General features: G+C 74.2%; 18 protein-coding genes and 1 pseudogene. 7 read left to right on the plus strand and 12 right to left on the minus strand.

Going from position 1 to position 16,909, the window contains the following annotated elements:
• Both HTZ82_RS00875 and HTZ82_RS00880 read right to left on the minus strand, forming a co-directional pair.
• On the minus strand, positions 1 to 702 hold a 702-nt coding region (locus HTZ82_RS00875), incomplete at its 3' end, for a glycosyltransferase (protein ID WP_175407297.1).
• Positions 703 to 795: 93 nt separating this feature from the next.
• Positions 796 to 1,668 (minus strand): SDR family oxidoreductase, encoded by an 873-nt coding sequence (locus HTZ82_RS00880; protein WP_175407298.1) that lies wholly within the window; start codon positions 1,666 to 1,668, stop codon positions 796 to 798.
• A 208-nt stretch (positions 1,669 to 1,876) separates the two neighbouring features.
• Between HTZ82_RS00880 and HTZ82_RS00885 the strand changes: the two genes are divergently transcribed.
• The gene (locus HTZ82_RS00885) at positions 1,877 to 2,296 is read left to right on the plus strand and encodes an SRPBCC family protein (protein WP_175407299.1); all 420 of its coding nucleotides are present in this window, start codon (positions 1,877 to 1,879) and stop codon (positions 2,294 to 2,296) included.
• A 32-nt stretch (positions 2,297 to 2,328) separates the two neighbouring features.
• On the opposite strand, the gene HTZ82_RS00890 is transcribed toward HTZ82_RS00885, so the two are convergent.
• A complete protein-coding gene (locus HTZ82_RS00890; RefSeq protein WP_175407312.1) occupies positions 2,329 to 3,576 on the minus strand; it encodes an aromatic acid exporter family protein in 1,248 nt (415 codons plus the stop codon).
• Positions 3,577 to 3,771: 195 nt separating this feature from the next.
• Between HTZ82_RS00890 and HTZ82_RS00895 the strand changes: the two genes are divergently transcribed.
• The gene (locus tag HTZ82_RS00895) at positions 3,772 to 4,569 is read left to right on the plus strand and encodes an SDR family oxidoreductase (RefSeq protein WP_175407300.1); all 798 of its coding nucleotides are present in this window, start codon (positions 3,772 to 3,774) and stop codon (positions 4,567 to 4,569) included.
• 152 nt (positions 4,570 to 4,721) lie between these two features.
• Here the strand turns inward: HTZ82_RS00895 and HTZ82_RS00900 are convergent, their stop codons facing one another.
• The 6 genes from HTZ82_RS00900 to HTZ82_RS00925 all read right to left on the minus strand — a co-directional run bounded on the left by HTZ82_RS00900 (position 4,722) and on the right by HTZ82_RS00925 (position 9,140).
• Complete coding sequence (locus HTZ82_RS00900; RefSeq protein ID WP_175407301.1) at positions 4,722 to 5,555, minus strand: metallophosphoesterase; 834 nt, start codon at positions 5,553 to 5,555, stop codon at positions 4,722 to 4,724.
• The gene (locus HTZ82_RS00905) at positions 5,552 to 5,806 is read right to left on the minus strand and encodes a hypothetical protein (protein ID WP_175407302.1); all 255 of its coding nucleotides are present in this window, start codon (positions 5,804 to 5,806) and stop codon (positions 5,552 to 5,554) included. Before HTZ82_RS00905 ends, HTZ82_RS00900 begins: the two co-directional genes overlap by 4 nt.
• Positions 5,803 to 6,489 carry a nucleotidyltransferase family protein gene (locus HTZ82_RS00910; RefSeq protein ID WP_175407303.1) on the minus strand — a complete coding sequence of 229 codons (687 nt, stop codon included), beginning with the start codon at positions 6,487 to 6,489 and terminating at the stop codon, positions 5,803 to 5,805. Before HTZ82_RS00910 ends, HTZ82_RS00905 begins: the two co-directional genes overlap by 4 nt.
• Before the next feature lie 139 nt (positions 6,490 to 6,628).
• Positions 6,629 to 7,459, minus strand: a complete 831-nt coding sequence (locus HTZ82_RS00915; protein WP_175407304.1) for an amino acid ABC transporter ATP-binding protein — start codon at positions 7,457 to 7,459, stop codon at positions 6,629 to 6,631.
• Positions 7,456 to 8,286 (minus strand): amino acid ABC transporter permease, encoded by an 831-nt coding sequence (locus tag HTZ82_RS00920; protein WP_175407305.1) that lies wholly within the window; start codon positions 8,284 to 8,286, stop codon positions 7,456 to 7,458. The genes HTZ82_RS00915 and HTZ82_RS00920 overlap by 4 nt, the downstream gene beginning before the upstream one ends.
• Positions 8,253 to 9,140, minus strand: coding sequence for an ABC transporter substrate-binding protein (locus tag HTZ82_RS00925; protein ID WP_175407313.1), 888 nt, complete (start codon positions 9,138 to 9,140; stop codon positions 8,253 to 8,255). Before HTZ82_RS00925 ends, HTZ82_RS00920 begins: the two co-directional genes overlap by 34 nt.
• A 265-nt stretch (positions 9,141 to 9,405) precedes the next feature.
• Between HTZ82_RS00925 and HTZ82_RS00930 the strand changes: the two genes are divergently transcribed.
• The gene (locus tag HTZ82_RS00930; protein WP_175407314.1) at positions 9,406 to 11,385 is read left to right on the plus strand and encodes an NAD(P)-binding protein; all 1,980 of its coding nucleotides are present in this window, start codon (positions 9,406 to 9,408) and stop codon (positions 11,383 to 11,385) included.
• Positions 11,386 to 11,484: 99 nt separating this feature from the next.
• Entirely contained in the window at positions 11,485 to 11,919 is a 435-nt protein-coding gene (locus HTZ82_RS00935; RefSeq protein ID WP_175407306.1) for a cold shock domain-containing protein, read from the plus strand.
• A gap of 121 nt (positions 11,920 to 12,040) precedes the next feature.
• On the opposite strand, the gene HTZ82_RS00940 is transcribed toward HTZ82_RS00935, so the two are convergent.
• Together HTZ82_RS00940 and HTZ82_RS00945 are read right to left on the minus strand one after the other, a co-directional pair.
• Positions 12,041 to 12,277 (minus strand): hypothetical protein, encoded by a 237-nt coding sequence (locus HTZ82_RS00940; RefSeq protein ID WP_175407307.1) that lies wholly within the window; start codon positions 12,275 to 12,277, stop codon positions 12,041 to 12,043.
• Positions 12,278 to 12,340: 63 nt separating this feature from the next.
• Complete coding sequence (locus HTZ82_RS00945) at positions 12,341 to 12,820, minus strand: NUDIX domain-containing protein (RefSeq protein WP_175407308.1); 480 nt, start codon at positions 12,818 to 12,820, stop codon at positions 12,341 to 12,343.
• 50 nt (positions 12,821 to 12,870) lie between these two features.
• On the opposite strand from HTZ82_RS00945, the gene HTZ82_RS00950 reads away from it, so the two are divergent.
• Complete coding sequence (locus tag HTZ82_RS00950) at positions 12,871 to 13,635, plus strand: uracil-DNA glycosylase (protein WP_175407309.1); 765 nt, start codon at positions 12,871 to 12,873, stop codon at positions 13,633 to 13,635.
• A 97-nt stretch (positions 13,636 to 13,732) separates the two neighbouring features.
• Here HTZ82_RS00950 and HTZ82_RS00955 read toward each other — a convergent pair whose 3' ends face one another.
• Positions 13,733 to 14,467, minus strand: a complete 735-nt coding sequence (locus HTZ82_RS00955) for a GntR family transcriptional regulator (RefSeq protein ID WP_175407310.1) — start codon at positions 14,465 to 14,467, stop codon at positions 13,733 to 13,735.
• Positions 14,468 to 14,684: 217 nt separating this feature from the next.
• On the opposite strand from HTZ82_RS00955, the gene HTZ82_RS00960 reads away from it, so the two are divergent.
• Together HTZ82_RS00960 and HTZ82_RS00965 are read left to right on the plus strand one after the other, a co-directional pair.
• A complete protein-coding gene (locus tag HTZ82_RS00960) occupies positions 14,685 to 15,875 on the plus strand; it encodes a zinc-dependent alcohol dehydrogenase (protein WP_175407311.1) in 1,191 nt (396 codons plus the stop codon).
• A gap of 14 nt (positions 15,876 to 15,889) precedes the next feature.
• Positions 15,890 to 16,909 (plus strand): annotated as a pseudogene (locus HTZ82_RS00965) (DNA-binding response regulator); the annotation flags it as partial.

Below are 16,909 nucleotides of genomic sequence, written 5' to 3' on the forward strand. Positions count from 1 at the left end.
CAGCGCGTCGTCCGCGTTGCCGCGCTGCACCCGCAGCGACACCCACCGGTCGGCGGGCCGCACCGGATGCTCCGTACGGCGCCGCCCGCGCCGGATCAGCCACCCGGCGTCGATGACTCGCAGCGCCAGGTCGGCGTCCTCGCGGAAGGCCCGGGGGAAGCGCTCGTCGAACCCGCCCACGGCACGCAGCGCCTCCGTGCGGTACGCCATGTCGGCGGTCGCCCACAGCGCGTTCTCCAGACCGGCCGTGTTCCGCTCCCAGTCGGTGGGCCGCCGCCCGGGGGGCAGGGGGACCCGCAGCACGCCTTGGACGCCGCCGGTGGCCGGGGTGGCGTCGGCGAGGTCGCGCGCCAGCTCCTCCCGCCACGCCGGGCCCACCCGTACGTCGTCGTCGAGCAGGACCGTCCACGGCTCCTCCACCACACGGATCCCGGTGTTGCGGGCGGCGGCGGGCCCGCGCCCGCGGCTGCGGCGTACGGTGGCGCGCCCGGCGAGCGGCCCGAGGGCCTCCAGCGGCAGCTCGCCCGCCGACCGCCCGCCCGGTGGTCCGTCCGGCTGTCCGTCCGGCGGCCGGTCGTCGACCACGACGATCCTGGCCGGCTCCGGGCCCCGGCTCGCGGCGAGCGCGGCGAGGCAGTCGGCGAGACAGGGCCGCCCCACGGTGGGGACGACCACGGCGTACGCGGCGGGCGGAGGGGTCATGCGGGGGCGCCTCCCGTTCCGGTGTCGGGGCGGGGCGTACGGAGTGCCCGTATTCGATCACCATATGCGGACACGGAGCGTTCCGCAGGAGGCCTAGGAACCGCGGACGCGCTCTTCCAGGCCGGGGACGCCGCGCGGGTGTCCGCTGCCGGGCGGCGGCCCGCCGGCCATGAGCGGCCGGGCGCGGCGCCGGTAGGCCGGGACGGTGAGGGCGTGGGGGAGCAGCCGGGCCGCGACCCCGCCCGCACGGCTGCGCAGGGAGCCCGCCAGCACCCGTCCGGCGCCCCGCATCAGCGCGGCGTACCCCTGCGCGGCCACCTGGACGGGGCTGTCCTTGTGCGGGTCGCTGCCGAGCAGGGTGTCCTCCAGGCCCGCGCGGCGGAAGAAGTCGGTGTCGGTGAGGCCGGGCAGCAGCGCGGTCACCGTGACGCCGGTGTCCCGGAGTTCGTCCCGCAGCGCCTCCGCGAACGACAGCAGGAACGCCTTCGACGCGTTGTACACGGCCTGGTACGGGCCGGGGACCAGGGCGGCCACCGACGAGGTGATCAGGAGCCGGCCCGCGCCGATGTCCACCATGCCGGGCAGCAGCCGCCGCGCCAGGTGCACGGTCGAGGCGATGTTGAGGTCGATGACGCGCGCCGTGTCGGCCAGATCCGCCTCCAGGAACAGGCCGCGGGTGCTGACGCCCGCGTTCAGCACGGCCGCCTCGACGGGCCGCCCGGTCGCCGTGACGGCCAGGCAGAGCTGTTCGACGCCGTCGTACGTGGCGAGGTCGGCCCGCACCTGCCGCACATCGGCGCCCCGGTGGCGCAGGTCCTCGGCCGCCGCGCCCAGCGCGCGGTTCTCGGCGCACACGACCAGGTCGAACCCGTGGTCCGCGAAGTGCCGTGCGAGTTCCAGGCCGATACCGCTGGAGGCGCCGGTGACCACCGCCAGGGGCTTCGCGAGAGGCTTGAGTGCGTTCATCGCGCCCGGGTACCCCGGCGGGATTGGCTTGAACGGACCTTGATGGTTTATCGTTCATCTATGCGGTTGTGGAGGAACCCTTCACAATCCGCGTGAGCTGCCCCGGCTGGTTCCCCCGTCCAGCCGGGGCTTTCCTTTGCGCCGCGACGGCTCCCGCACAACCGCCGGGCGCGGGATTGGGCTCCCGCTGCCGAGGAACTGGTGAGGGATGACCGAATACGAGCGTTCCCGCGTCATGCCCGCCCTGCCCGAGCGGGTCTTCGACGAGGCCGCCGACGTCGGCCGCCTCGGCGAGTGGCTCCCCGGCGACCTGCACGTACGCGCGCACCCGGGCGAGCTCCCCGAGGTCACCGTCCACGAGGACCGCACGGACGACGACGTCGACGCGCTGCTGCGCACGCGCAAGGACCGGCTGAGGCTGGAGTGGGGGACGAAGGACCAGGACAGCTACGGGGGCTGGCTCCAGGTCACCGGCGTCGACGGCGGCGCCAGTGAGGTCACCGTCCACCTGACGTTCCGCGACCCGTCCCACGACCCCGGCGAGCACACCGTCCAGGAGGCACTCGACCGCAGCCTGCACCGCCTGGAGGAGCAGGTCCGCCTGCGCGTGGAGGGCCCGGCGGGCTGACCCACAGGGACCCGACACCACCGCGCGGCGTGTCACGTCTCGACGGCCGGCGGCGCCGCCGCCACGTCCTCGCCGCGCAGCCGGCGGGTCAGGGCGACCAGGCGCGGGTGGCGTTCGTCCAGGTCGGCGGCGCTGCGGTCGAGCTCCTGGGTGAGGCGCTCGGTGCGCTTGTCGACGTCCAGCTCGTCGAGGACGCGATCGATCTCGGCCAGCAGCGCCCCGTGCAGCTGCCACTGCCGCGGATGCTCCTGCACATCCTCCAGCAGCAGATCCGCCACCCGGTCCCGGATGGCCCGGCCCGCCGCCAGCGCCTCGGTGAGCCGCGTCTCCGCCTCCTCCGCGTTGGCCGCGACCTGCGTGGTGATCAGCCGCGCGAAGCTCTCCAGGGCCCCGGCCATGTGCCCGAACAGCTCCTTCAGCCCGGCCGCGACGTCCGCCGGGAACAGCGGCTCGTCCGTCCGGAACTTCGCCAGGTCCGTGAGCGTCCGCGACAGCACCCGCAGCACCACCGCGCAGATCTCCAGCGTGTCCAGACCGGTCCGCAGCACCACCCGCGCCAGCAGCCCCTGCCGCACCCTCGGGTTGAACCGCAGGCTCTCCTCCGCCTGCCGCAGCGACGCGTCCACCTCCACGATGGCGTGGTCGAGCCGCCGTGCCTCGTGCAGCCGGCCCGCCGCGTGCGCCACGGAGATGTGCCCGAGCCCCGCGATGTCGTCGCCCATGGCGCGCAGCATCCGGCTCATCCCGGCCGCCAGCCCCTCGATGGACGCGCCCGCCGACTGCACCCACACGGGCGGCGCGAACAGCAGGTTGAACAGCAGCCCCACACCCGCCCCGATGAGCGTCTCCAGCACCCGGTGCCAGGCCGCCGAACCCACCGCCTGGGTCACCCCGAGCACCAGCATCGCGCTGATCGCCACCTCCGGAACGTACTCGCTGACCCGCACCAGATGGCCCACGATCAGCGCCGCGAAGATCGTCAGCCCGAGGCTCCACCAGGTCAGTCCCACCAGCGCGCTGAAGCCGATGGCCACCAGCACACCGGCCACCACCGAGTTCACCCGGCGGATCCCGTTCGTGAGCGTCGCGTACAGCGTCACCTGCACCACGAGCAGCGCCGTCAGCGGTGCCGTCAGCGGGGCCGGCTGCGGGGGCAGGAACATCAGCGCCACGACGTACGAGATGACGGCGGCGGCCGTCGACCGCAGCGTCTGCGTGGCGACGGGCTCCGTGGTCCGCCGCACCAGCTTGATCACGGGCTCCCGGACGCCGACCGGCATCCCCTTCCGCTCCACGCGCGCCTGCTCGCTCACCCGGCCCTCCCGCTCCCGCCGCGCCGCGCACGCGTTTGCCCCACCGGACCCGTGGTACCGGCTGAGGCCGGATCACGCACCGGACCACGGCCTGGAGCACGGCCTGGAGCACGGCCTGGAGCATGGCCTGGACCACGACGTGGATCACGATCTGGAGGAGCGATGAACCAGCCCGCACCCGTCGCCGTCGTCACCGGCTCGGACTCCGGCATCGGCCGGGCCACCGCCGTGCGCCTCGCCCAGGACGGCATGGACATCGGCATCACCTGGCACCTCGACCACGACGGGGCCCGGCGCACCGCCGCCGAGGTCCGCGCCCACGGCCGCCGCGCGGCCGTCGTCCAGATGGACCTGACCCGGCTGCCGGGCGCCGCCGACGCGGTCGACCGCCTCGCCCAGGACCTCGGCCGCGTCGACGTCCTCGTCAACAACGCAGGCACCGGCACCGCCACGCCCTTCCTCGACCTCCCGTACAGCCGGGTACGGGAGGTCGTCGACGTCGATCTCGTCGGACCGTTCCTGTGCGGCCAGCTCGCCGCCCGCCGCATGATCGCCCAGGGCGACGGCGGCCGCATCGTCAACGTCACCTCGGTGCACGAGCACCAGCCGCGCGTCGGCGCCGCCCCGTACTGCGCCGCCAAGGGCGGGCTCGGGCTGCTCACCCAGGTGATGGCCCTGGAGCTCGCCGAGCACGGCATCACCGTCAACGCGGTCGCGCCCGGGGAGATCGCCACGCCCATGACCGGCCAGGAGGACACCGACGTCCGCACGGAGAGGCGCCCCGGCATCCCGCTGGGCCGGCCGGGCGACGCACGGGAGGTCGCGGCCGTCATCGCGTTCCTGGCGAGTGAGGGCGCCTCGTACGTCACCGGGGCTTCCTGGACCGTCGACGGCGGCATGCTCCGCATGGGTCCGCAGGCGGGCTCCCACCTGGAGAGCGACGCCTGGCGCCGCCCCTGACCCGGGACCGGACGCGGTCCACCCGTACGCGGCCTGCCTCCGTCACGGTCCTCGGCCCCTCTGCTCGGCTCCACGGATATCGCGACGGATATCGATCAGTCGGATATGGCCGATATGTCGCAGTACCCCCGTTACCCGGCCGAGCGACCCTCCTAACGGAGCCGGGCACCCCCGGACGCCGCCCGCGTCCCTGCCCGCGTCTCCGCCCGCGTCCCCGCCCCCGCTTCGGCCGACGCGCCGACCAGCGACGTCGGCGTGGTGTGCACCGGCAGGTGGTACACGGCGAAGGCCCGCCCCAGAACCGGCTGGGCCACGTTGCGCACCCGCACCCCTCCGCTGGTCATCCCGTGCTCGGTGCCCAGATGGGCGTGACCGTGCACCGCCAGGTCCGCCCCCGCCTCGTCCACCGCCTCCGCCAGCAGATAGCTGCCGAGGAACGGATAGATCTCCACCGGCTCGCCGGCCAGTGTGTCCGGCACCGGCGAGAAGTGCGTCAGCGCGATCCGTACGGGGCAGTCCGCCTCGTCCCGAAGCATCCGCAGCGCCGTGGCGAGACCGTCCGCGCAGCGCCGCGTGTACCGGACGAACGCCTTCATCTCCGGCTCGCCGAACTCACCCGCGCTGCGCCCCGCGAACCCGCCGCCGAAGCCCTTCGTCCCGGCCACGCCGACGCGCGTCCCGTCCACCGCCACGACGGTGCCCTCGCCCTCCAGGACCCGTACCCCGACCTCCGACAGGACCGCGGCCACGTCGTCCTGCAGATCGCTCTGGTAGTCGTGGTTGCCCAGCACCGCCACCACCGGCACCGGCAGCCCCGCCACCTCCCGGGCCACCACCCGGGCCTCCTCCACCGTGCCGTGCCGGGTCAGGTCACCGGCCAGCAGGAGCAGGTCCGCGGAGTCGCCCAGCGTCTCGAACGCCGGCCGCAGCGCACCCGCGCTCTCCGGGGACAGATGGATGTCGCCCACCGCCGCGACCCGGATCATGACAGCTCCTCGGGGTGTGTCGGGGCGTCCGTGCCGGCCACCACCAGGTCCTCGTGCAGCGGGAGCCCCGCCAGCTCCTCCTCCGCGATCCGCAGGACCTCGGCGCGGCACGCGTCGCTGGCCACGGTGCCGTACAGCATCACGCCGGCGCCGCGCTGCTCGATCCGTACGCCGAGCTCCGCGATGTCCTCACTGGCCAGCCGGTCCCGCAGATGGGCGATCCGGTACTCGGCCGTGTCGGCGCCGCTCATGGGGACGCCTCCCTCCTCGGCTCGATGACGTGCAGCCGCTCCAGCAGGAACAGGAACGCCTCCGGCATGGGCGCACCCTCGTTCTCCCGCCGCAGCAGGTCCCAGTCGATCCGCTCCCGCAGCGCCCGCGCGATCGGCAGCACCGCCCCGAAGTCGCAGTGGTGCTCCGAGAACGCCGCGAGCTGGCTGCCCATCAGGTCGGTCGGCGCCAGCACGGGCATGTGCACCGAGTCGACCGGGATCACGTCGGCCCGCTCCAGCAGTTCCTCGGTCACCGGGTGCCGGGCCAGCTCGAAGATCAGGTCGATCTCCTCACCCCGGCACGTCGCCTTGATCAGCCAGTCTTCGGGCGCCTTGCGCACCCGGATGCCCGCGTTCTCCAGCTCCCGCGTCACCGCCTCCTCGTCCTGGCGCAGGACGGCGAAGTCGGTGTCGTGCTGAAGACTGGCCCGGACCCCGTGCGCGTACGCCGCCACGCTCCCGGCGAGCGCGAAGCGGTGCCCGCCGCCCTTCAGCAGCGCCGCGACCTGCTTCGTCGCCTCCAGGATGGCCTGCGTACGGTCCGGGGGCAGCGGCCTGCCGCCGGCCGGCCCTCCCGGGTCGGGCGCACCGAACGGCAGCGGCTCGGCGGGCCCGCCGGCACCGCCGTTCCACCGGGCGGCGTCGTGTGCGTGGTTCGTCACGGTCCTCCGCCCCTTTCGTCGGGCTGGGGGAGCGCTCCGGGTACCCCGGCCCACGGCGCCGTATCCCGCCCGCGGCACGGATCGCGTACGGGCGCGTGCCCGGGCGTGGACTGGGCGTGGACTGGGCGTGGTCGGCCGGTCAGGGCTCCTGCTCGCGCTCGTGCTCCTTCGCGACCTGGTCCGCCCGGGACTCGGGCCCCGGCGGCGCCGCGGCCGCCGGATCGAGGATCCGGGTCAGGAAGTCCCGCGTACGGGCCTCCCGGGGCTCGCCCACCACCTGCTCCGCCGGCCCCTCCTCGACGATCAGCCCGCCGTCCATGAACACCACCCGGTCCGCGACCTCACGGGCGAAGCTCATCTCGTGCGTGACCACCATCATGGTCATGCCCTCCGCCGCCAGCCCCCGCATCACCGCCAGCACGTCCCCGACCAGCTCCGGGTCGAGGGCCGACGTCGGCTCGTCGAACAGCATCACCTCCGGGCCCATCGCCAGCGCCCGCGCGATGGCCACCCGCTGCTGCTGGCCTCCGGAGAGCTGCGCCGGGTACGCGTCCGCCTTCTCGGCCAGGCCCACCCGCGCCAGGTTCTCCCGCGCCACTCGCGCGGCCTCCTCCTTGCCGCGCCGCAGCACTCTCCGCTGCGGCAGCGTCAGGTTCTCCGCCACGGTGACGTGCGGGAACAGGTTGAACTGCTGGAACACCATGCCGATCCGGCGGCGCACCGCGTCGATGTCCACATCGAGGTCCGTGACCTCGGTCCCGCCGACGAAGACCTGCCCCGCCGTCGGCTCCTCCAGCAGGTTCACACAGCGCAGCAGCGTCGACTTCCCCGACCCGGACGGGCCGATGACGCACACCACCTCGCCCCGCGCCACCTCCAGGTCGATGCCGCGCAGCACCTGGTTGTCCCCGAACGCCTTGTGCAGGCCCCGGACCTCGATCTCGGCACGCCCACCCGGATCCATGGTCATCTGCCCTTCCCGGTACGGGCCTCCAGGCGGCGCACCACGAAACTCAGCGGAACCGTCACCAGGAGGTAGCACAGCCCGGCGACGAGGATCGGCGTGGAGTTGGCCGTCTGGCTGGCCAGGTCACGCCCGAACTTGGTCAGCTCCCGCTCGTTCAGTGTCACCCCGAGGAAGAGCACCAGCGACGAGTCCTTGAACAGCAGCACGAGCTCGTTGGTCAGCGGCGGGATCACGATGCGGAACGCCTGCGGGATGATCACCGACACCATCGCCCGCCCGTGCGAGAACCCCAGCGACCGCGCCGCCTCCATCTGTCCCTTCGGCACCGCCTGGATGCCCGCGCGGATCGTCTCCGCCATGTACGCGGCGGCCACCAGACCGAGCCCGAGCGCGACCTTCCCGTACGTACCGCCGGGGATCTGCGTCCCGGGGAACGCCAGCGGCACCGCGACCCCCACGAAGATGAAGATCAGCAGGGCGGGCAGGCCCCGGAAGAACTCGATGTACACACTGGCGACCCACCGGTACGGCGCCACGGACGACAGCCGCATCAGCGCGACGACCAGGCCGAGCACCAGCCCGAACACGAAGCCCGACAGCGTGTACACGACCGTGTTCCGCAGCGCCGTCGTGATGATCTCGGGGAACAGCCGCCGCGCGAGGTCCTCCTGCGCGAACTGATTCTGCAGCCGGTCCCAGTCGGCCATCAGCCCGACGGCCACCAGCACGGCGACGAAGACCGCGTACTGGACGCCCTGCGAGATCCGCCGCCGCTGACGCCGCGTCAGCCGCGAGGTCACGAGCCGGCCTTCGGCAGCGGGCCGATCCACTCCTCGTACAGCTTCTCGTACGTACCGTCGGCCCTGGCGTCCGTGATGGCCTTGTCGATCGCGGCCCGCAGCTTGTCGTTGCCCTTCTTCACCGAGAAGCCGTACTGCTCACCCGTCTCGATGTTGTCTCCCAGCACGAACGCGTCCGCGGTGGCCTTGTCCTTCAGCCAGCCCCGCACCACCGGGTAGTCGATGACGACCGCGTCCACCTGGCCGGTGCGCAGCCCGTTGAGCACGGCGTCGGAGCTCTCGAACGCCACCGGGTCGAAGCCCTGGCTCTTGGCGTAGCTCTCGCCGGTCGTCTCGGCCTGCGCGCCCAGCTTCAGGTTCTGCGCCTTCACGTCCGCCAGGCTCTTCGCGCCGCTCTTCCTGGACACCAGCAGCGCCTGCGTCGCGTCGAAGTACGGGACGGAGAAGTCGACGTTCTTCTTCCGCTCCTCCGTGATGGTCATACCGGCGGCGGCCAGGTCGCACTCGCCGGAGTTGAGGAACGCCCCGGTCTTGAAGTTCTCGAAGGGCGTGTCGAGGATCTTCTGCTCGACGCCCAGATCCTCCGCCACCAGATCGATCAGCGCCACGTCGAACCCGACGACCTCGCCGTCCCGCTCGAACTGGAAGGGCGGGTACGGCAGGTGCGTGCACGTGGTCAGCTTGCCCTGCTCCACGACGGGCACGCCGCCCTCGGCCGTACCGGGTCCGGCGTCACCGTTCCCGCAGCCGGCGACGAACAGCAGCGCGGCGGCGGGGAGCGCGGCGGCGCGGAGCACACGCGAACGGATTCCGGCGGGAGCGGGAGCGGAAGCGGGAGCCGAGGCGGGGGCGGGGGAGTGGGTGGTCTTGCGGCCGGCAGTCATCGACACGACGGACCTCCAAGGGCACGGGGCGGCGGGAACGGGGGAGCCGCCGGCGGTGATCGTATGCCACGAACGCGGCGCCGGAGCGGAGATCGGCCAACGCCGTCCCCACCATCCGTCCATCGCCGTCCGTCCACCGCCCCACGAGCCGCCCGGCCGGGGCCACCTGCGGCGACCCCATGGACACACGCCCCCGGAACACCGTCATGCTGGGGGCGTGTTCCCCATTCCTCAGCAGCCCCAACAGACCCCCGGTGCAGGACACATGGTGGTGTGCGGCGACGACGCGCTCGCGCACCGCCTCGCGCACGAGCTGAACGACGTGTACCTGGAGCGCGTGACGCTCGTCGTCCCGGGCCGTGGCGAGTCCGCGCCGCAGGGCCCCGACCGGCGGGCCGGGCGAGGCGCCTTCGCCCTGTTCGGCCGGATGTCCGCCGCCATGACCCGCCCCATCGGCGGAGGCGGTGGTGGAGGCGGTGGTGGTGGAGGCGGTGGCGGCGGTGGCGGGCGGGGCGCCGCGCAGGGCGGGCCGCTGTCCCCGTACGCGACGCACGGCGGCCGGTCCGCCCGTACCGTACGGGTCGTCGAGGCCGCCGAGGCCGACGAGGCGGCGCTCGTCGACGCGGGCGTCGAACACGCCGCCGCGCTCGCCCTGGTCCAGGAGGACGACGAGACCAACATCCGCACCGCGCTGCTGGCCCGCCGCCTCAACCCCCGGCTGCGCCTGGTCATCCGCATGTACAACCGCAAGCTCGGCCAGCACCTGGAGGAGCTCCTCGACCAGGCCGCCGCCGTCGCCGAACCGGGCATCGACCCCGAGGTCCTGGACGCCTCCACGACCGTCCTGTCCGACGCCGACACCGCCGCGCCCGCCCTGGCCGCCACCGCCGTCGCGGGCACCAGCAAGATCGTCCACGCGGACGGGCTGCTGCTGCGCGCCGTGGAACGCACCCCGCCGGGCCCCGGCGAGGTCGCGGACCCCGGCCTGTGCACCCTGGCCCTGCTGTCCTCCACGGCCAACGACCCGGCCGGCAGCGAGGGCTCCGACAACAGCGGCGACCAGGGCCCGCAGCTGCTCCCCGACGACCGTGCCGTCGCCGCCGCCACCGGACGCGGCACCGTCGCGCTCGAAGCCATCACCTATGCCGGGCCCACCCTCCCCGCGAAGCGGCTCGGCAGCGGGTCCGTGCCGTTCGCCTCGCTGTTCTCGCCCCGGCTGCGCTGGTCGATCGCCGGCCTGGTCCTCGCGGTCACCGCCATCGCCGTGGCGTCCTGGCTCACCACGGACGACCACCCGCTGCACGCCGCGTACCTGACGCTCCTCGACATCTTCGCGATCGGCGACCCGGCCCTCGACGACCCCGTGGAGCGTCAGCTCCTGCAGATCTTCGCCGGCTTCGTCGGGCTGCTCCTGCTGCCGATCCTGGTCGCCGCGCTCCTGGAGGCGCTGGGCACGTTCCGTACCGCCACGTCGCTGCGCCGCCCGCCGCGCGGCCTGTCGGGGCACGTGGTGCTGCTCGGCCTCGGCAAGGTCGGCACCCGTGTCCTGGCGCGGCTGCGCGAACTCGACATCCCCGTGGTCTGCGTCGAGTCGGACCCGGAGGCCCGGGGCATCGCGACGGCCCGCCGGCTGCGCGTGCCGGTCGTCCTCGGGGACGTCACCGAGGAGGGCGTCCTGGAGACCGCCCGCGTCCACAAGGCACGCTCCCTGCTGGCCCTGACCAGCCTCGACATCACCAACCTGGAAGCGGTCCTGTACGCCCGCTCCGTACGCCCCGACCTGCGGGTGGTGCTGCGGCTGTACGACGACGACATCGCGACCGCCGTCTACCGCACCCTGCGCGCCGCGCACCCCGACGCCCTCACCCGCAGCCGCAGCGTGTCCCACCTGGCGGCGCCCGCGTTCGCCGGGGCGATGATGGGCCGCCAGATCCTCGGCGCCATCCCCGTCGAGCGCCGGGTGCTGCTCTTCGCCGCCCTCGTCGTGGCCGGCCACCCGGAGCTGGAGGGCCGTACGGTCGCCGAGGCGTTCCGGCCGGGGGCCTGGCGGGTGATCGCCCTGGACGCCACGGCACCCGAGCAGCGCCGCCCCGACCTCGCGGCCGTCCACGCCGAGGGCACGGAGCGCAGCACCGGCCTGGTGTGGGACCTGCACCCCGGGTACGTCCTGCGGCCCCGGGACCGGGTCGTGCTCGCCGCGACCCGCCGCGGCCTCGCGGAACTACTCGGCCGGAGGGCGCCGTGACGCGTGGCCCCGTCCGGTCGAGGGCCCCGTGACGAGCGCCGCCCGGGCGATCACTAGGGTGTCCGTCGGCACGCAGCGGCGAGGTGTGGAGGTACGGCTGTGCTGATGGTGGGCAAGATCCTGCGGTTCGACGAGGTCCGGGGCTACGGCTTCATCGTTCCCAGGGAGGGCGGTGAGGACGTCTTCATGCACGCGAACGACCTGCTGGACGACAAGTACCTGTACCAGGCGGGGCGTGAGGTGGAGTTCTACCTGGAGATGGGCGACAAGGGCCCGAAGGCGTCGGAGATCCGCCTGGTCGACCGCGCCCCCGCGCCCCGGCGGGCCCCCGTGTCGCCCGCTGTCCCGGAGCGGGCGGGGGACCTGGAGGACCTGGACGACGACGGGCTCGACGTCCTGACGACCGCCGAGTTCCAGACCGAACTCACCGAGGCCCTCATCGAGGCGGACGGCACCCTGACGGCCGCCCAGCTGAAGCGCATCCGCACCCGGGTGGCCGAGCTGGCCCGCCACCACGGCTGGCTCGAAGGCTGACCCCCGGTGCACGGGGGCGGCGCTGCCGGAGCGGCGCCCCGCCCCCGGCGTCCCGCCCCCGCCCTCGGCACGCTGCCGTCGGCGCGCTGCCGTCGGTGCGCCGCCCCGCCGGGCCCGGCGCCTACGCGGGATCGGGGCCCCCGCCGCGTACGGCTCTGACCAGACGCAGCAGACGGGCCTCGTTGCCCGTCAGGCCCGCCCGGCGGAGGGCCTCGTCGGCCTCCGCCATGGGGGACGACAGATACACCCCCGCCATCGGGGCGAGGCCCGGGTCGGTGAGGACGGCCTGAGCGGTCTCCACGAGCCGGATGTAGGCCTGGGCTGCGGCGCGCTCGTGCGTCGTGAGGGTGATGGGCATCTCTGGCTCCCTGTCTCGCCGGCGACGGATCGGTGCTCCCACTCTTCCGTACACCACTGACAGTCACCCCGCGTCGCGTCCGCGCACGAACTCCAACAGCCGTTCCACGAACACCCGCTGACCCTTCACCAGACGCGTCAGCGCCTCCTCCGGCGTGCACCACGCCACCCGGTCGACCTCCGGGAACTCCCGCTGCACGCCCGAACCGCGCGGCCACTCCATCGTGAACGTCCCCGGCACCACCAGCGCCGGGTCCAGGTCGCCCTCGACCGCCCACACCGTGACGACCTTCCCGCCCGACTGCCGGACCTCGCCCAGCGGCACCGGTGTGCCGTCCGGCGCGGGCAGCCCCAGCTCCTCGGCGAACTCGCGGCGCGCCGCGGCCTCCGGCGTCTCGTCGTCCCCGTACTCGCCCTTCGGCACCGACCACGCCCCGGCGTCACGCGCCGCCCAGAACGGCCCGCCCATGTGCGCGATCAGCACCTCGAGCCGCCCGCCCGGCGTACGGAACACCAGCAGTCCCGCGCTGCGCTTCGCTGTCATGCCGCCCAGTGTGCCCCGCCGGGCTCCCGACGGGGCTACTGTCGGCGGGTATGCGAGAGGACCGTCCGGACTTCCCCGCGTACGAGGCGCCCCGCGCGCCGTCCGTGCCCGCGCTCGACGTGTGCGTGGCGCGCTGCCGCGCCTGCCCGCGGCTGGTCGCCTGGCGCGAGCAGGTCGCCCGCGAGGGCCGCCGCGCCTACGCCGGCTGGGACTACTGGGCCCGCCCGGTGCCCGGCTTCGGCCCGGACGACGCCGCGCTCCTCGTCGTCGGCCTCGCCCCCGCGGCCCACGGCGGCAACCGCACCGGCCGCATGTTCACCGGCGACCGTTCCGGCGACGTGCTGTTCGCCGCGCTCCACCGGATCGGCCTCGCCAGCCAGGCCGAGGCCACCGCACGCGACGACGGGCTGCGGCTCACCGGTGTACGGATCACCGCCCCCGTCCACTGCGCCCCGCCCGCCAACCGGCCCACGCCCGCCGAGCGCGACACCTGCCGCCCCTGGCTCGTCCGCGAACTGCGGCTGCTGCGGCCCGCACTGCGCGCCCTCGTCGTGCTCGGCGCCTACGGCTGGCAGGCCGTGCTGCCCGCGGCCGCCGAGGCCGGCTGGACCGTGCCCCGGCCCCGCCCGGTCTTCGCGCACGGCGCCCGTACCGCCCTCGCCGCCACGGACGGCGGCGCTGACCTGGAGCTGTTCGGCTGCTACCACGTCAGCCAGCGCAACACCTTCACCGGGCTGCTGACACCGGACATGCTGACGGACGTCCTGCGCGCGGCCGCGGGGGCGGCGGGGCTCCGCACGCCGTATCGCGCCTGAACGGCGCTCGTCCTCGAACTCCCCCAAGCTCTTCGAGCAGGGGGTACCCCCAGACGGGCTGAAATGCGGGGGGTTCGGGGGCAGAGCCCCCGATTCCCTAACCCGTGAACTCGTACGTGAGCGGCGCCGACTCCGGTGCGAACCGGAGGTCCGTCACCTCCAGGACATGGCCGTGCTGGTCGTACACCACCCGGTGGACCGTCAGACACGCGGCCGCCGCCGGGACGTGCACGCCGATCGACTCGCGCCGCGTGAGCCGCAGCCCCGCCCGGTGCATCCAGTGGTACAGCAGCCGCATGTCGGGGCGCCCCGAGCGGGCGTCCGACCTGCGGTAGCGGGCCAGCTCCGGCACCTCGGCGAGCGCGTGGCGCGAGAACCGGGACACCGCCAGCCGCTCGGGCGTGCCGTCCGCCGCGACCACCCGGTGACGGTGCACCAGCGACGGCTCGCCCGGCAGCAGCCCCAGTTGCTCCGCCGTCCCGGGCGGCGCCGCCTCCCAGGCGAGCGTCGCCTCCGTCACACCGCCGGCCCTGCCCGCACCGCACGGGAACTCCCGGAGGCCGGGCGCGAGCGCCGGCCCCTCGCCGGGCGCGGGCGCGGCGGGCGTGGCCGCGAACGTACCGCGCCGCTCCGTGACCACGAGCCGCTCGTCCCGGAGCAGGCGCAGCGCGCTGCGTACGGTCTGCCGGTTCACGTGGAAGCGGTGCACGAGGGACCGTTCGGACGGCAGCCGCGTGCCGGGCGGTATCCGCCGCTGCGTGAGGTCGTCCCGGAGCGCCGCGGCGACCTGGAGGTACAGCGGAAGCACCGTGGGAGCGTGAGGCTCAGCCATGATCAACCCTCGGATTTCGCTCAGCGTAGCTGAATGAGTCGTACAGGTGACCATCCCTATCATTGGTCTATACCTGTTGGGAAGGGGGAGCCCCGGGCTCCCGCGGACTCTGGCCGAAACGCAGCCGAAACGCAGCCCGGCGGATTCGCCCCGCCCCTGCGCGGGTACCCGCCGCGACCGCCGACGTAAGACGGACGACCGAAGGGGGACCGCCGCCATGAGGGCCGTCACCTGGCACGGGAAGCGCGACGTCCGCGTCGAAACCGTCCCCGACCCCCGCATCGAGAAACCCACGGACGCCGTCGTCCGCATCACGTCCACCGGACTGTGCGGTTCGGACCTCCACCTGTACGAGGTGTTCGGCCCGTTCATGACTCCCGGCGACATCCTGGGCCACGAACCCCTCGGCATCGTCGAGGAGACCGGCGCCGACGTGCCGGGCCTGAAACCCGGCGACCGCGTCGTCGTGCCCTTCCAGATCGCCTGCGGCCACTGCTGGATGTGCGGGCGCGGCCTGCCCACGCAGTGCGAGACCACCCAGGTCACCCGCGAGGGCACCGGCGCCGCCCTGTTCGGCTACTCCCGTCTCTACGGCTCCGTGCCCGGCGCCCAGGCCGAGTTCCTGCGCGTCCCGCAGGCCCACTACGGGCCGGTCAAGGTCCCGGAAGGCCCGCCCGACGACCGCTACCTCTACCTCTCGGACGTCCTGCCGACCGCCTGGCAGGCCGTCCGGTACGCCGACGTGCCGCCCGGAGGCTCCCTCGCCGTCCTCGGACTCGGCCCGATCGGCGAGATGAGCTGCCGGGTCGCCCTGCACCTGGGCGTGGAGCAGGTCATCGGCATCGACCTCGTACCCGAGCGCCTCGGCCGCGCCCGCGCACGCGGCGTGGAGGTCCTCGACCTCACCACGTACGACGGCCAGGACGCCCTCGTCACCGCCGTCCGCGACCGCACCGACGGCCGCGGCCCCGACGCCGTGATCGACGCGGTCGGCACGGAGGCCCACGGCAGCCCCGTCGCCCACGCCCAGCAGCAGGTCGCCGGACTGCTCCCCAGGTCATGGGCCGCCCGCCTCTACGAGGTCGCGGGCACCGACCGGCTCGCCGCCCTCAACCTGGCCATCGCCCTCGTACGGCGCGGCGGAACGCTGTCCCTCAGCGGCGTCTACGGCGGCACCGCAGACCCCCTGCCGATGCGGACCCTGTTCGACAAGCAGATCCAGCTCCGCATGGGCCAGGCCAACGTCCGCCGCTGGACCGACGAGATCCTGCCGCTCCTCACCGACGACGACCCGCTCGGCGTGGACACCTTCGCCACCCACCACCTCCCGCTCGCCGACGCCCCGCACGCCTACCGCATGTTCCAGCGCAAGGAGGACGGCGCCTGCAAGGTGGTCCTGCATCCCTGAGGCCGGAGCGTGCGATGACGGAGCGTATGGCGGCCACCGAAGCCCTCCAGGACGGCCGGGACGCCTTCGGGCGCCGCGCCTGGGCGCAGGCCTACGAGCGGCTCGCGTCCGCCGACGCGCACGGCCCGCTCCCCGCGGCCGACCTGGACCGGCTCGCCGTCGCCGCCTACCTCACGGGGCGCGAGGACCGGGCGGTCGAGCACTGGGAGCGCGCGCACCTCGCCCTGTGTGAGGAGGGCGCGGTCGGACCCGCCGTGCGGTGCGCCTTCTGGCTGGGGGTCGCCCTCATCCGGTACGGGCACCACGAACGCGCCGGCGGCTGGTTCGGACGCGCGGCCCGCCTCCTGGAGGACATGGCCGAGGACTGCGTGGAGCGCGGCTACCTCCTGCTCCCCGCCGGGCTCCAGGCCGTGGAGACCGGCCGGTTCGACGCGGCCCGCGAGGCGTTCGACGAGGCCACCCGGATCGCCGACCGGTTCGACGACCCCGACCTGGCCGTCATCGGCCGGCTCGGCCAGGGCCGGGCACTCATCGGCTCCGGCGACGTCGAGCGCGGCCGGGCCCTGCTCGACGAGGCCATGGTCGCCGTCACCGCCGGGGAGGTGTCCCCGATTCCCGCCGGCATCGTCTACTGCGGCGTGATCATCGCCTGCCGTGACACCTTCGACGTCCGCCGCGCCGCCGAGTGGACCGCCGCCCTCAGCCGCTGGTGCGCCGCGCAGCCCGACCTCAAGCCGTACCGGGGCCAGTGCCTGGTCCACCGCTCCGAGATCATGCAGCTACGGGGTGAATGGTCCGACGCGCTGGCCGAGGTCCAGCAGGCGTGCGCCCACATGGACACCCCGTCCGGCGACCCCGCCGTGGGCATGGCCCACTACCAGCGGGCCGAACTGCTCCGGCTGCGCGGCGCCCTCGGCCGGGCCGAGCAGGCCTACCGCCAGGCCGACCGCTGGGGCCACCCGCCGCAGCCCGGTCTCGCCCTGCTCCGCCTCGCCCAGGGCAGACTCGACGACGCCCTGGCCGCCGTCCGCAGG

This window comes from Streptomyces sp. TRM64462 (genome assembly GCF_013362995.1).
Taxonomy (GTDB): domain Bacteria; phylum Actinomycetota; class Actinomycetes; order Streptomycetales; family Streptomycetaceae; genus Streptomyces.

Coding starts and splice junctions, on each gene's coding strand:
- HTZ82_RS00940 (WP_175407307.1), bottom strand. CDS start 12,277: ATGCCCATCACCCTCACGACGCACGAGCGCGCCGCAGCCCAGGCCTAC.
- HTZ82_RS00905 (WP_175407302.1), bottom strand. CDS start 5,806: ATGAGCGGCGCCGACACGGCCGAGTACCGGATCGCCCATCTGCGGGAC.
- HTZ82_RS00900 (WP_175407301.1), bottom strand. CDS start 5,555: ATGATCCGGGTCGCGGCGGTGGGCGACATCCATCTGTCCCCGGAGAGC.
- HTZ82_RS00880 (WP_175407298.1), bottom strand. CDS start 1,668: ATGAACGCACTCAAGCCTCTCGCGAAGCCCCTGGCGGTGGTCACCGGC.
- HTZ82_RS00885 (WP_175407299.1), top strand. CDS start 1,877: ATGACCGAATACGAGCGTTCCCGCGTCATGCCCGCCCTGCCCGAGCGG.
- HTZ82_RS00915 (WP_175407304.1), bottom strand. CDS start 7,459: ATGACCATGGATCCGGGTGGGCGTGCCGAGATCGAGGTCCGGGGCCTG.
- HTZ82_RS00950 (WP_175407309.1), top strand. CDS start 12,871: ATGCGAGAGGACCGTCCGGACTTCCCCGCGTACGAGGCGCCCCGCGCG.
- HTZ82_RS00890 (WP_175407312.1), bottom strand. CDS start 3,576: ATGCCGGTCGGCGTCCGGGAGCCCGTGATCAAGCTGGTGCGGCGGACC.
- HTZ82_RS00945 (WP_175407308.1), bottom strand. CDS start 12,820: ATGACAGCGAAGCGCAGCGCGGGACTGCTGGTGTTCCGTACGCCGGGC.
- HTZ82_RS00960 (WP_175407311.1), top strand. CDS start 14,685: ATGAGGGCCGTCACCTGGCACGGGAAGCGCGACGTCCGCGTCGAAACC.
- HTZ82_RS00955 (WP_175407310.1), bottom strand. CDS start 14,467: ATGGCTGAGCCTCACGCTCCCACGGTGCTTCCGCTGTACCTCCAGGTC.
- HTZ82_RS00930 (WP_175407314.1), top strand. CDS start 9,406: ATGGTGGTGTGCGGCGACGACGCGCTCGCGCACCGCCTCGCGCACGAG.
- HTZ82_RS00925 (WP_175407313.1), bottom strand. CDS start 9,140: ATGACTGCCGGCCGCAAGACCACCCACTCCCCCGCCCCCGCCTCGGCT.
- HTZ82_RS00895 (WP_175407300.1), top strand. CDS start 3,772: ATGAACCAGCCCGCACCCGTCGCCGTCGTCACCGGCTCGGACTCCGGC.